The organism is Candidatus Zixiibacteriota bacterium (assembly GCA_016933955.1).
GTDB lineage: Bacteria > Zixibacteria > MSB-5A5 > GN15 > PGXB01 > JAFGTT01.
In genome coordinates this window covers 74,386-86,599 of sequence record JAFGTT010000027.1, presented here as the reverse complement: position 1 = coordinate 86,599, position 12,214 = coordinate 74,386, and the positions used below count along the sequence as shown (strand labels likewise).

Annotated in this window: 12 protein-coding genes; all 12 read right to left on the bottom strand. The window is 49.6% G+C overall.

Translation table 11 applies throughout. The annotated features are described in order from the left end of the window. Nucleotides 1-55 precede the first annotated feature (55 nt). Nucleotides 56-781 carry a polysaccharide deacetylase family protein gene (locus tag JXQ28_09350; GenBank protein MBN2277939.1) on the bottom strand — a complete coding sequence of 242 codons (726 nt, stop codon included), beginning with the start codon at nucleotides 779-781 and terminating at the stop codon, nucleotides 56-58. 76 nt (nucleotides 782-857) lie between these two features. Continuing rightward, nucleotides 858-2,144 carry an insulinase family protein gene (locus JXQ28_09345; protein MBN2277938.1) on the bottom strand — a complete coding sequence of 429 codons (1,287 nt, stop codon included), beginning with the start codon at nucleotides 2,142-2,144 and terminating at the stop codon, nucleotides 858-860. A 27-nt stretch (nucleotides 2,145-2,171) separates the two neighbouring features. Next, entirely contained in the window at nucleotides 2,172-4,253 is a 2,082-nt protein-coding gene (pnp, locus tag JXQ28_09340; protein ID MBN2277937.1) for a polyribonucleotide nucleotidyltransferase, read from the bottom strand. Between the two features lie 20 nt (nucleotides 4,254-4,273). Next, entirely contained in the window at nucleotides 4,274-4,543 is a 270-nt protein-coding gene (rpsO, locus tag JXQ28_09335; GenBank protein ID MBN2277936.1) for a 30S ribosomal protein S15, read from the bottom strand. A gap of 14 nt (nucleotides 4,544-4,557) precedes the next feature. Further along, complete coding sequence (locus JXQ28_09330) at nucleotides 4,558-5,487, bottom strand: bifunctional riboflavin kinase/FAD synthetase (protein MBN2277935.1); 930 nt, start codon at nucleotides 5,485-5,487, stop codon at nucleotides 4,558-4,560. Next, entirely contained in the window at nucleotides 5,484-6,422 is a 939-nt protein-coding gene (truB, locus tag JXQ28_09325; GenBank protein ID MBN2277934.1) for a tRNA pseudouridine(55) synthase TruB, read from the bottom strand. Before truB ends, JXQ28_09330 begins: the two co-directional genes overlap by 4 nt. Next, the gene (locus tag JXQ28_09320) at nucleotides 6,409-7,389 is read right to left on the bottom strand and encodes a bifunctional oligoribonuclease/PAP phosphatase NrnA (protein ID MBN2277933.1); all 981 of its coding nucleotides are present in this window, start codon (nucleotides 7,387-7,389) and stop codon (nucleotides 6,409-6,411) included. The genes truB and JXQ28_09320 overlap by 14 nt, the downstream gene beginning before the upstream one ends. Beyond that, nucleotides 7,376-7,744: a 30S ribosome-binding factor RbfA gene (gene rbfA / locus JXQ28_09315; GenBank protein ID MBN2277932.1), complete on the bottom strand. Its 369-nt coding sequence runs from the start codon at nucleotides 7,742-7,744 to the stop codon at nucleotides 7,376-7,378. Before rbfA ends, JXQ28_09320 begins: the two co-directional genes overlap by 14 nt. Nucleotides 7,745-7,754: 10 nt before the next feature. Next, the gene (locus JXQ28_09310) at nucleotides 7,755-8,036 is read right to left on the bottom strand and encodes a DUF503 domain-containing protein (GenBank protein ID MBN2277931.1); all 282 of its coding nucleotides are present in this window, start codon (nucleotides 8,034-8,036) and stop codon (nucleotides 7,755-7,757) included. Between the two features lie 10 nt (nucleotides 8,037-8,046). Then, nucleotides 8,047-10,263, bottom strand: coding sequence for a translation initiation factor IF-2 (gene infB, locus JXQ28_09305; protein ID MBN2277930.1), 2,217 nt, complete (start codon nucleotides 10,261-10,263; stop codon nucleotides 8,047-8,049). 16 nt (nucleotides 10,264-10,279) lie between these two features. Then, nucleotides 10,280-11,692 carry a transcription termination/antitermination protein NusA gene (gene nusA, locus JXQ28_09300; GenBank protein ID MBN2277929.1) on the bottom strand — a complete coding sequence of 471 codons (1,413 nt, stop codon included), beginning with the start codon at nucleotides 11,690-11,692 and terminating at the stop codon, nucleotides 10,280-10,282. 13 nt (nucleotides 11,693-11,705) lie between these two features. Further along, the gene (locus JXQ28_09295; GenBank protein ID MBN2277928.1) at nucleotides 11,706-12,146 is read right to left on the bottom strand and encodes a ribosome maturation factor RimP; all 441 of its coding nucleotides are present in this window, start codon (nucleotides 12,144-12,146) and stop codon (nucleotides 11,706-11,708) included. Between the last annotated feature and the right edge of the window lie 68 nt (nucleotides 12,147-12,214).

Sequence of the window (12,214 nt, the reverse complement as noted above, 5' to 3'; positions counted from 1 at the left end):
ATGTATATAAAATCCGCCTGTTTATCAAGAATTTTCGGTTATGGCCGTGAAGTTCTTAATGTTCCCGGGTGAGATCGGAGAAACGGAAACGGTTTAGTAAAATGGTACCGCTCGAATATGAATTCATTACCGCTCCCTTTACTTTTTCGATACCGCCTAAGAAACCGCCCCCGAATTTATTTAATACCGAGTAGGTGGTATCGATGGCATAGACGGCATGTCTGGGAAGGCTGAAACCGTAACGGCTTTTTTTGAAAAACGACATTGAAAATCCCCGTTCATAGCCTGTTTCCAGGGCCAGGCTTTCAATCCTTTCATCAAAGCGCCCAAAGGGATAACTGATGTAGCGGACCTTTGTTCCGATAATTCGTTCCAGTTCTTCTTTCGATTGTTTCAATTCCAGTCGAATTAGCCTGTCTGAAATCCCGGTCAAATCGGTATGGGTCATTCCATGAGAACCGATTATAATATTATTACGCGACATTTCCGCCAATTGCTCTCTGTTAAGGTGTCTCAGGGTGCGGAAAACGGCAGAATAATCCCATGAAGCCGGTTTACCGATAAAACCGGCCGGGATAAAGATGGCCGCCGGGATTCCAAGTTCCGCCAGGATCGGGTAAACCTGCATATATATCATTTCGAAACCGTCATCGAAAGTAATGGCGACATCCCCGGCCTCTCCCCCGGATTTGATAAATTCATCAAGAGAAACAAATCGATATCCGCATCTTTGGATATTGATCAGGAGTTTTCTTAGTCGGTGCGGTTGATAATTATTCATATCCAGAATAATTTCCGGATCAATATTATGAAAAGCCAGAATGGTCATGGAATATATTATAAATGATATTCAATAATCAGGCAAGGATCGACCAATTTACCTGGTTGAGATCTTTCCGGCTGGCCGAACCAAGAGCAGTAACGGTGGCATTATTGGAATCAAATATGATTCTCGAAATTTCGATCAGATCATCGGCCGTGATGCTGTTAATAGCTTTGATGGCATCGCGAAGCGAAAAATAGCTCTCGGTCAGGGTTTCCTGGCGGCCGAGCCGATTCATCCGTCCCTGGGTCGATTCCTGTCCGAGAAGCAAACTGCCCTTAAGTTGATCTTTGATTTTCTCGATAGTCGTTCGGGATAATCTTCTGGTTTTCATTTTGTGGAATTCCCGCAACATGGTTTCCAGGGCCTCATTCAACCGCGAGCGATCAGTAGCCAGATAGGCGCCCAGGATACCGCAATCACGATAAAAATCGGCAAAGGTATAGACCGTGTAGGCAATACCTTTATCCTCTCGGATTTTTTGAAACAGGATCGATGACATCCCGCCGCCAAGGTAATTATTCAGGGCGAGGAGGGTAATGCGCCTTGAATCGGCATAGGAGATACCGGGAAAACCGACACAAATATGCGTTTGATTGGAATCATTGCGGAAAAAATCAGCGGTAAAACCGCCCGGATAAACAGCCGGCTCTCCCCTGTTTTCGCATCCGGCCGGGAAATCGAGTTTGTCTTTGATCAGATTGACCAGTTTCCGATGCGATACATTTCCAGCCGCGGACACCACCACCCGGCCGCCGCGATAATGTCTATTCATATAAGCTTTAACAATCGGACGGCTGAAAGAGCGGACAATTGCCTCGGTTCCCATAATTGGTCTTCCCAGCGATTGACCATACCAGAAGGAATTGGAAAACAACTCGTGAATATGATCGGCCGGGGTTTCGTCGATTTCCCTGATTTCTTCGATCACCACCTGCTTTTCGCGTTCAATATTGGCCGGGGTGAGAGTGGAATACATCAGGATATCGGCCAGAACATCGACCGCCTGATCCAGGTGTTCATCGAGCACCACGGCATGATAGCAGGTTTGCTCGCGTGAAGTGAAAGCGTTTAGAGAACCACCCAGCGATTCCAGCGAAAAGGCAATATTCTGGGCCGTTCGATTCCGGGTTCCCTTGAACAGCATATGTTCGATGAAATGAGAAATGCCGTTTAATTCGGCGCTCTCATCGCGGGAACCGATATCGATCCAGATTCCGATTGCCACCGAGCGGGTATAAGGAATCTTTTCCGAGACAATCCTGAGCCCATTGGTCAGGATTGTCTTATTATATAGGGCGTTCTCCCTGATAGCGGTCATATATTCTTAAATTCGCAGGACCGGGTATCAGTGATTCTTTTTCAAGATAGCCTTGCGGGAAAGTTTGACCTTTCCCTCGGGATCTATGGCAATCACCTTGACCTCGACCCGGTCACCGACCTTGAAGAAATCCTCAACCTTGGCCACATGACTGTGATCGATTTCGGATATATGTAAGAGACCGTCTGTCCCGGGGAGAATTTCCACAAAGGCGCCGAAATTGGTAATCCGGCGCACGCTTCCGTTATATATCTTATCAATCTCCGGTTCCTCGACAATCGCCTCCACCATTTCTTTGGCCTTCATGCCGGCCGCGGCATCAACCGAAGCGATCAGGACAGTCCCATCGTCGCTGATATCGATCTTGGCACCGGTTGCTTCGACGATGGAGCGAATAATCTTACCGCCCGGGCCGATAACCTCACCGATTCTTTCCGGCTTGATCTTAATGGTGATAATCCTTGGGGCATAACTGGAAAGGTTCTCCCGGTGCTGGGATATAACCTCATTCATTTTGCCCAGGATATGTAACCGTCCCTGGCGGGCCTTATCCATAGCCATGGCCATGGTCTGAAGATCGATCCCGGTAATCTTGATATCCATCTGGAAAGCGGTAATGCCTTCGGACGTCCCGGCCACCTTGAAATCCATGTCGCCGAAATGGTCCTCATCCCCGAGAATATCGGTCAGGATGATAACCTTGTCGGTTTCCTTGATCAATCCCATGGCCACTCCGGCCACGGCCGCCTTGATCGGGACACCGCCGTCCATCAACGCCAGCGAACCGCCGCAGACGGACGCCATCGAGGATGAACCGTTGGATTCCATAATGTCGGAAACGATCCGGATGGTGTACGGGAAACGCGTTTCGTTGGGAATAATCGGTTGCAGGGATCGTTCCGCCAGAGCCCCATGACCGACCTCACGACGGCTGACACCGCGAATCGGACGCACCTCGCCGACTGAAAAAGGCGGAAAGTTATAGTGCAGCATATAGCTCTTGGTCGATTCACCTTCCAGATCATCGATTCTCTGCTCATCGATTTTGGTTCCCAGGGTCATGGTCACCAAAGCCTGGGTTTGTCCCCGGGTGAACAGGGCCGAACCGTGAGTCCGCGGCAGAACGCCCACTTCGACCGTGATCGGACGAACCTCATCGGTTCCCCGGCCGTCGATTCGGAGACCTTCCGCCACAATCATCCGACGCATGATAGCGGCATCGACATCATGGATGATGGTGGCGATATCGCCTTGCTTTTCGGGAAATTCCTCGGCCAGATTCTCTTTGACTTCTTCGGAGAGTTGATGTTTTTTGCTGCGCCGTTCGTCTTTGTCGGCGATACGATTGTACTCATTCAGGCGGGTTTCAATCATCCCCGTCACGCGGCTTTTGAGAGCCTCGTTAATCATGATGGGAGTGAATTCGAATTTCGGCTTACCGCACATGGCTTTCAATTCGTCGATTTTGGCCACGATTTTTTTAATATATTGATGGCCGAATTCAAGAGCCTCGAGCATATCGGCTTCGGAGATTTCCCTGGCACCCCCTTCCACCATGGTAATCGAATTCGCCGATCCGGCGATGGTGATATTGAAATCCGATTCCTCGATCTGGGCGAAAGTCGGGAAGACGATCAATTGCTTATCGACTCGACCGACCCTGACCCCGGCAATGGTGGTGGTAAAGGGAATGTCGGAAACGACCAGGGCCGCCGAAGTACCCGTAACGCCCAAAACATCGGCATCGTTTTCAAGATCTGAGGATAGGACGATATTATGAACCTGAACCTCGTTGCGAAATCCATCGGGGAAAAGCGGCCTGATAGGCCGGTCGATAATTCTCATGGAGAGTATTTCTTTTTCGGAGGGCCGTCCCTCGCGCTTGAAAAATCCGCCGGGTATTTTTCCGGCGGCATAGGTTTTCTCGCGATAGTCAATCGTCAGCGGGAAGAAATCCCGATCTTCAAGGGGTTCTTCGCTGGCACACGCGGCCGACATGATTATTGTGTCGCCGAGACGTACCAACACCGCCCCGTTGGCCTGTTTGGCCATCTTACCGGTCTCAATGCTCAGCGTTTTTCCATCCAGTTCCAATTCAACATGATACATAAATAAATCCTTCTTCCCGGTTATCGTCTGATATTCAGTTGCGTGATTAAATGACGATAACTCTCAATATCACGATCCTTCAAATAATCCAGCAGCCGTCTTCTCTGACCGACTTTCTTGAGCATCCCGCGGCGGCAGTGAAAATCCTTACGGTGAATTTTCAGATGCTCCGTCAGCCCGTTGATTTCATCGGACAGAATGGCAATCTGGACTTCCGGGGAACCGGTATCCTTATCATGCAACCGGTATTCCGAAATGATTTGCTCCTTACGTTCTTTGTTCAGAGTCATTTTCTTTTTCTCCTTTATTCCTTCGACATTAATACATTCTTTTTATCAATTTCCAGCTGCCTGATAAGTTCCGAGGTTTCGGTATATTTACGGTTTTCCCGAATAAAGATTTCGGGATAACAGAAAATCTCCCGGTCATAAATATCCTCGTTGAAATCAAACAGATTAACCTCCACCGATCGCTCGGCGCCGGGATTGAAATTATTCTTGCCGATAAACATCATCCCGTCGAATGTCTGCTTTCCCATTTCCGCCCGGCAGGAATAAACCCCGTCGGCAGGCAGAAGTTTTCGGGAACTGACTTCCAGATTGGCCGTGGGATAACCGATTTTCTTGCCCAGTCCGATTCCGCGGATGACTCTGCCGCCGATCGGATAAGGATGTCCCAGGAGGCTTAAGGCCTGCGAATAATTATTCCCGGCCATGGCTTTCCTGATACGGGTCGATGAAATCGGGCGGCCGTCAACGATAACCGGATCGACAATCTCCAGTTCAAATGAATACCGGCGGCTCAAATTCATGAGATCGTTGATCGTCCCGGAGCGATTTTTGCCGAAAGCATGATCGTAACCGACGATTAACTTAGCCAGGTTCATTTTCTCCACCAGGTATTCGGTGGTAAATTCCTCGGCGTTGAGATTTTTCAGGTGATCGTTAAAATTGAGAACAAGAAAAGTCCCCTCGAAATATTTCGTGAACAACCTGATTTTCTCATTCAGGCAGGTCAGCAACGGAGGTGGCGAGTCCGGCGTGACCAGCACCCTGGGATGAGGCTCGAAAGTTATCGCCAGCGGCGGAAGATTACGCTTTGAAGCCGTATCGGCCAGTTTTTTCAAAATAGCCTGATGGCCCCGATGTACACCATCGAAGGTTCCGATGGTTACCACGGTTTTATGATCGTTTTTATGGAAATTTTCGATTCCTCTGATTATATTCAGACTCAATTTAGGACCCTGACATAATTAAAAAAATTGGCACCGTCATGATTTCGTAATTCACCGGAATTAATATCCGATTTGCCCACCGCCATAATTCTGCCGCCGTGATCTTTCAGGCAGATCAATTGCCCGGCCTCGAAATCACCCTGGAATTCGATTATATTGGCCCGATGCAAAGGTCGCCCGGAAACAATGCCGGCGCTAAAGGTTTCATCCGTCTTTAATGACGGGTATGACAGGACATCTTCAATAGGCCTGAGATGTTTTTTTAACGCCCCGGCCTCGCGGTAATGCTTTATTTCAGTAAGCGTTAAAGCTTCTTTTAAGCCATAGGTGCCGATCCGGGTTCGCGACAGGCGGGACAGATAAGCTCCACAACCAATTTTCTCTCCAATGTCATTGGCCAGAGAGCGTATGTAAGTTCCCTTGGAACAGGTTACCCGGCAGGTTATCAGCGGCGATATCCACCGCGTGAGACTGATATCCTTTATTTCAATTTCTTTTTCCGGCGGATTGATCTTCTTGCCTTTACGCGCCAGTTTATACAATTTCTGGCCGTCAACCTTGACCGCGGAAAAAGCCGGCACTTTCTGCCGGATAAGGCCCTTAAATTCCGAAAGAATCTTCTCTATTTCATTCGATGTCAGCGACGGAACCGGTTTCGGATTTTCATCGGGGATAATGCCCTCCGAATCATAGGTCGAAGAACGCACGCCCAGAGTAATTTCAGCCTCATAGGTTTTATCGAGATCGCCGAGGAACTGGGAGATTTTGGTGGCTCGCCCCAGGCAGATAAGCAGAAGCCCAATCGCCCGGGGATCAAGTGTGCCGGTATGACCAATTTTTTTCTGACCGATTGTCTGGCGGAGGATATCGATTACCCGGTGACTGGTCATGCCATACGGTTTATCGCATAAAAGGATTCCGTCATACTGAATCATGGACGGCCTCCTTTAAAACATTCAGAAGATCACTGGCGGCCTTATCTGCCGGCAGGTCAACAGTGTATCCGGCGGCATTGATATGGCCGCCGCCGCCGAACCCCGCGGCAATCCGGGAGACATTGATTATATCCCGGGATCTGAGGGACACCTTGGTTTGTCCCTGCCTGATTTCTTTGAGTAGTGCCCCGGCCAGAACACCCCGGCCGTACAGGGTGTACTCAGCCATCCCCTCAATATCGGCACAGTCGTATTTCGGATTCCGGAGAAGATTGTGATCGAGATTTATCAGGCAAATTCGATTATTATCGTGTAATTTTATCCTTGAGAAAACCTCGGCCGTCAAATGCAGGGTCGCTTCACTCATGGAATAGTAAATCCGGTCACAGATGCGGCGGCTGTCGGCTCCGGCCTCGATCAACAGACCGGCGATTTCCATCGTCCGGCGGGTGGTCGAATCGTAGCGGAAGCGACCGGTGTCGGTAAGTATCCCCGTGTACAGGAGAGTGGCCGTGTCGGTATCGAGAGTAAACCCGACATCAAGAAAATATTCGGTCAATATTTCACCCACGGCCGAGGCCCGGCTGTCGAGATGAACAACGTCGCCGTATCCGGTATTATCCGGGTGATGATCGATATTTATAACCGTTGTATTTTCAGTGATAAATCTTGATACCAGACCGATCCTATCCGGTCGGGGGCATTCCAGGATGATGGCCAGATCGAACACGCTTCTCCCCCGGTAATTGTCCGCATTCAGAATCTTATCGATATCCGGCAGGAAGGTGTATTTCTCGGGAATGACGCCATCGTTGATAACACTTACCTTTTTGGATAGACCAGTCAGATATCGCCTGAAAGCCAGCTGGGTCCCGATGGAATCGCCATCCGGATCAACATGGGCGGTAACCAGTATCGATTCAGCCTTCTGGATACACCGTTCTATATCTTTATTAATCGTCATCATCGCTGTCATGTTCGCTGGAAATATCGTTAAGTAATTGCTCGATCCTCATTCCCCGTTCAATGGACGGGTCGTATTTAAAACTTATCTCCGGTGTCTGTTTCAATCTTATCAGGCGGGCCAGTTGCGATCTGACCCGGTTTCGAATCCGGTCGAAATATTCCGAGGCTTCATCCTTCTGATGATCATTTCCCAGGACGGAATAATATATGGTAGCGTATTTCAGGTCATCGGTCAGAGCCACTTCGGTGAACGTCACCATCCCTTTCAAATTGGTGGCGCATTCATGTTCCAGAAGTTGCTGGACGTCCCGCAGAATCTGCTGGCGGACTCGATCCGATCTCTTGTACTGACGCATATAAACAATCCTATAATAATTCGACCCTGTAATCCATCATAATCACTTCCGGGATTGCCTCGATGGCCCGAACGATTTTAGCCAGAACCTGGTCGACGAAAATTCTATCATTGCTGACAACAGCACATCCTATCTGGGCCCTTCTTAAGCTGTCGTTGAAATTCACTTCAGCGATAGAGACATTAAACCGGCTTTGCAGTCTCGATATAAGCGGTTTGAGAATTCTTCTTTTTTCTTTAAGCGAATTCACTCCCGGGAGATTCAAATCCACCACAACTGATCCGATAACCAACCTTCACCCGTCAGCCCAATTTTTTGGCTGTTTCAACAACTTTATAAACCTCAATGGAATCACCGACCTTAATGTCGTTGAAATTTTCGATTCCAATGCCACATTCGTATCCGCTGGAAACTTCCCGTGCATCATCCTTAAATCGTTTCAGGGAACTCAGTTTGCCGATATGGACTACCCGGCCATCCCGGACCAGATGCACGGCATCATTGCGGTGGATGGCGCCTTCCTTCACGAAACAACCGGCCACCACGCCCACTTTTGGAACACGGAAAATCTGGCGGACCTCCGCCTCGCCGATAAACTCCTCGGATATATCCGGGGCCAGCATACCTTCCAGGGCTTTGCGAATATCGCTTTCTACTTCATAAATAATGGAATACTGCTTAACCTCAACCTTTTCGCGGGAGGCCGCCTCACGGGCCCGGGCATCCGGTTTGACATTGAAAGCTATTATGATAGCGTTAGATGCCGCGGCCAGAAGCACATCGGATTCATTAACCGCCCCGACGCCCTTATGGATGATGACTGTCCGAACCTGATCCCCGGCAATTTTACCCAGGGTCTCGCCCAGGACTTCCGCCGAACCATCGACATCGGCCTTGATAACCAGGCTTAATTCTTTAACCTGGCCTTCCTTGATCTGCTCATAGATTTTTTCAAGGGTAGCCCGGCCATAGCCCCGCCGAATTTCCTGTTCACGTTTCAACTGGGTTCGTTTGGTTGCAATTTCACGCGCTTCCTGGTCATCCTGAACGACGATAAAGGAATCGCCAGCCTGAGGAACGCCCCCGAGTCCTGTAATTCGGGCCGGAGTCGAAGGACCGATTTCCCGAAGCGATTGATCGCGATCATTCAACATCACTCTTACGTGTCCATAGAACGGTCCGGCGACAATCGGATCACCGACAAAGACCCGGCCTTTTTGGATAATGACAGTACAGGTTGGACCGCGACCTTTTTCCAGGTTTGATTCTACCACCACACCCTGTCCCCTGATGGTTGGATCGGCCTGGAGATCAAGCATATCGGCCTGAAGCTGAATCATTTCGAGAAGAGTGTTGACGCCCTGACCGGTTTTAGCAGAAACCTCAACCATTATGGTTTTACCGCCCCACTCCTCAGGCATCAAATTCTGGGCCGACAGCTGCTGGCGAATCATATCGGGATTGGCGGTCGGCTTGTCGATCTTATTGATGGCCACCACAATCGGAACACCGGCGGCCCGGGCATGATCGATAGCCTCAATCGTTTGCGGCATTACGGCATCATCGGCCGCTACCACCAGGACAACAATGTCAGTGATCTGGGCTCCGCGCGCCCTCATGGCTGTAAAAGCCTCGTGACCGGGAGTGTCAATGAATACAATTCGTCCGTTCGGTGCGGCGACCTCATAGGCTCCGATATGCTGGGTAATGGCCCCCGCTTCGCGGGCGGCAATATTGGTTTTCCGGATAAAATCAAGTAATGATGTTTTGCCATGATCGACATGGCCCATTACCGTTACCACCGGTGCCCGCCTGGCCAGATTTTCTTCGACTTCTTCCTCGCGCGCCTCAATCCCGATCTCCTCTTTTTCTTTGATGCTGAAACCGCATTCCAGGGCCAGAGTCTCGATTGTTTCCATATCAAGGCGCTGATTGATTGACGCCATCAGACCCAGCTTGAAACAGGTGGCGATTAATTCCGCCGGTTTGATATCCATGGCCTTGGCCAATTCGGCCACCGTCATGAATTCGTTGACTTCAATGACGTTTTCATCAACGATTACTTCGGTTCCGTCGGCTTTCCTCTTTTTATATTTTTTGGTCCTTTTACCGCCACCCATGGTAGCCATGGTGGCCCGGAAACTTTTCACCACCGCTTTTTTATCGACCCGACGGGCGTCTTTGCTTTTCTTCTTTTTCTTGTCGAATTTCTTTTTTTTGCCCTTGTCATGTTTTTTCAGGGCGCTGGAGAGTTTGGCCAGACGTTCATCCAGCGTTTTCCCGACCGTCTCCGGACCCTCTTTTTTGATCTGTCCTTTGGGCTTTTTCTTTTGCTCAATATCCTTTTTCGCCGCTTCTTTTTCGGCCGCAAATTTCCTCTGGATAGCCAGCAACATCTCATCGGTGGCTACCGACATATGCGATTTGGGCTGGAAATTGAGTTCTCGAAGTATCTTCAGGAGGGCATTCGAGGATATTCGATAGAACTTGGCAATTTCATATATTCTTTGTTTAGGCATCAATATCCCTCCTGGTCTAATTATCCTTGGCTTCCTCGATTATTGCATTCTCATCGGAACCGGTATCATCATCACCGGATTCCACCGCCCCGCCGCCGGCCTCATCAACAGCTCCTGCTTCATTCTGCTCCTCGGCCGCCATTTCCTGTTCCAGTCTCTTTTTTTCCTTGCGTTTGGCTTCAAGTTCCGCAACAAAGGAGCGTGCTTTCTCCAGAAGTGATTCGGCCGTTTTCGGTCCGATCCCGTCCAGTTTCGTCAACTGCTCTTCACTGGCCCGGGCCAACTGCTGAACCGTATTGATATCAGCTTCTACCAGCCGTTCTTCGATCTTGGTTCCGATCCCCTCCAGGCTTCCAACCGGAACCATCTCCTCGGCTTCGCGACGCTTCATCTCATTATAATCGGTTTCGGACATGATATTTATTTTCCAACCGGTCAGTTTGGAAGCCAGCCGTGCATTCTGACCGGCCCGGCCGATCGCCAGCGAAAGTTTGTCATCCTCGACCGCAACCGTCATGGCCTGCTCGCTGATGAAAATATCTATATGCACCACCTTGGCCGGGGCCAGCGCCCGGGTGACAAACAATTCCGGATTGGAAGTATAGGGAATTATATCAATTCGCTCATTATTCAATTCCCTGACAATCGACTGTACCCGGACACCCTTGATTCCGACACAGGCGCCAACCGGATCGATACGTTCATCGGCCGAATAAACCGCTATCTTGGATCTTTCCCCGGGTTCACGGGCGATTGCCCTGATCTCGATCACCCGCTCGAAGATTTCCGGGACTTCCAGTTCAAACAGACAACGCAGGAAATCATGGCTGACCCTCGACAGAATGACCTGTGGTCCTGAAAGCGATTTCTGGACATCCAGTATCAACGCCCGAATACGGTCGCCCTGGCGATACTTTTCGCGGGGGATTTGTTCCTTGATCGGTAAAATAGCCTCGGCCTTCCCCAGATTGACGATAATATTTCCCTTATCTACCTGTTGAACGGCTCCCGAAATAAGGCTTCCGACCCGGGTGATATATTCATCGTAGATTTTATCCCGTTCCGCCTCTCGTACTTTTTGAATCAGGACCTGCTTGGCGGTGGCAATGGCATTGCGGCCGAATTCCTCATCGACCTCCAGAAACATCTCCATCTCATCGCCGATTACAGCCTCGTCATCGAGTTCCTTGGCATCCGTCAATGATATTTCCGTCAGATTATCGGCCACCTTTTCAACCACCTTCTTGACTGCGATCATGGTGATCTCACCGGTGGATCGGTTGAGTTTGAAGGATAAATTTTCGGCCTCGGGGTACCTCTTTTTGGCGGCCGCCAGCAGAGATTCCTCGACCTTGGAAACCACCGTGTCCAGATCGATATTTTTCTCCCGCGCAATCAGAGTCAGGGCCTCGACTATATTGTAAGACATTTATCTATCTCCGTCAAAAAATGATTTTTCCCCATTTGACCTGTACCAGATCGACTTTGCTGAGATCGTCTCCCGTTTGGATTTCCAGAAATCTGTCATCGGCACCGACCAGTTCTCCTTCCAATGAAGGAGTGGCCGGATCGATAAACTGTATCCTGATTCGTTCACCGATACGCCGGCGGAAATCACGGGCGGTTTGAAGCGGCCGATCCAGGCCGGGCGATGATACTTCAATCACATAGCCGTACCGAAAAACATTATTCTCCTCCAGGATCGGGTCGATAGCCTTGGTCAGGCGGACACAATCATCGATTGTCACCCCGTGATCGGAATCGACAAAGACTCGCAGGCGATGCTGTTTTTTGTACTGGGCCAGTTTTAACTCGACCAATTCAAACCCTTCATTCTCAATCGGAGTCGTGATTAACCCCGTTATTTTCTCCTTCAGCGACATCTTTAAATCTTCACCGTTTTAACCGGTGCCCAACTCCATAAAATAACCTTGTATTATAATAATATTGG

What these genes read in the sequence shown, in the direction of transcription:
- JXQ28_09350 (MBN2277939.1), bottom strand. Translation starts at nt 781, where the DNA reads ATGAATAATTATCAACCGCACCGACTAAGAAAACTCCTGATCAATATC.
- rbfA (MBN2277932.1), bottom strand. Translation starts at nt 7,744, where the DNA reads ATGCGTCAGTACAAGAGATCGGATCGAGTCCGCCAGCAGATTCTGCGG.
- infB (MBN2277930.1), bottom strand. Translation starts at nt 10,263, where the DNA reads ATGCCTAAACAAAGAATATATGAAATTGCCAAGTTCTATCGAATATCC.
- JXQ28_09320 (MBN2277933.1), bottom strand. Translation starts at nt 7,389, where the DNA reads ATGATGACGATTAATAAAGATATAGAACGGTGTATCCAGAAGGCTGAA.
- rpsO (MBN2277936.1), bottom strand. Translation starts at nt 4,543, where the DNA reads ATGACTCTGAACAAAGAACGTAAGGAGCAAATCATTTCGGAATACCGG.
- JXQ28_09345 (MBN2277938.1), bottom strand. Translation starts at nt 2,144, where the DNA reads ATGACCGCTATCAGGGAGAACGCCCTATATAATAAGACAATCCTGACC.
- nusA (MBN2277929.1), bottom strand. Translation starts at nt 11,692, where the DNA reads ATGTCTTACAATATAGTCGAGGCCCTGACTCTGATTGCGCGGGAGAAA.
- truB (MBN2277934.1), bottom strand. Translation starts at nt 6,422, where the DNA reads ATGATTCAGTATGACGGAATCCTTTTATGCGATAAACCGTATGGCATG.
- JXQ28_09295 (MBN2277928.1), bottom strand. Translation starts at nt 12,146, where the DNA reads ATGTCGCTGAAGGAGAAAATAACGGGGTTAATCACGACTCCGATTGAG.
- pnp (MBN2277937.1), bottom strand. Translation starts at nt 4,253, where the DNA reads ATGTATCATGTTGAATTGGAACTGGATGGAAAAACGCTGAGCATTGAG.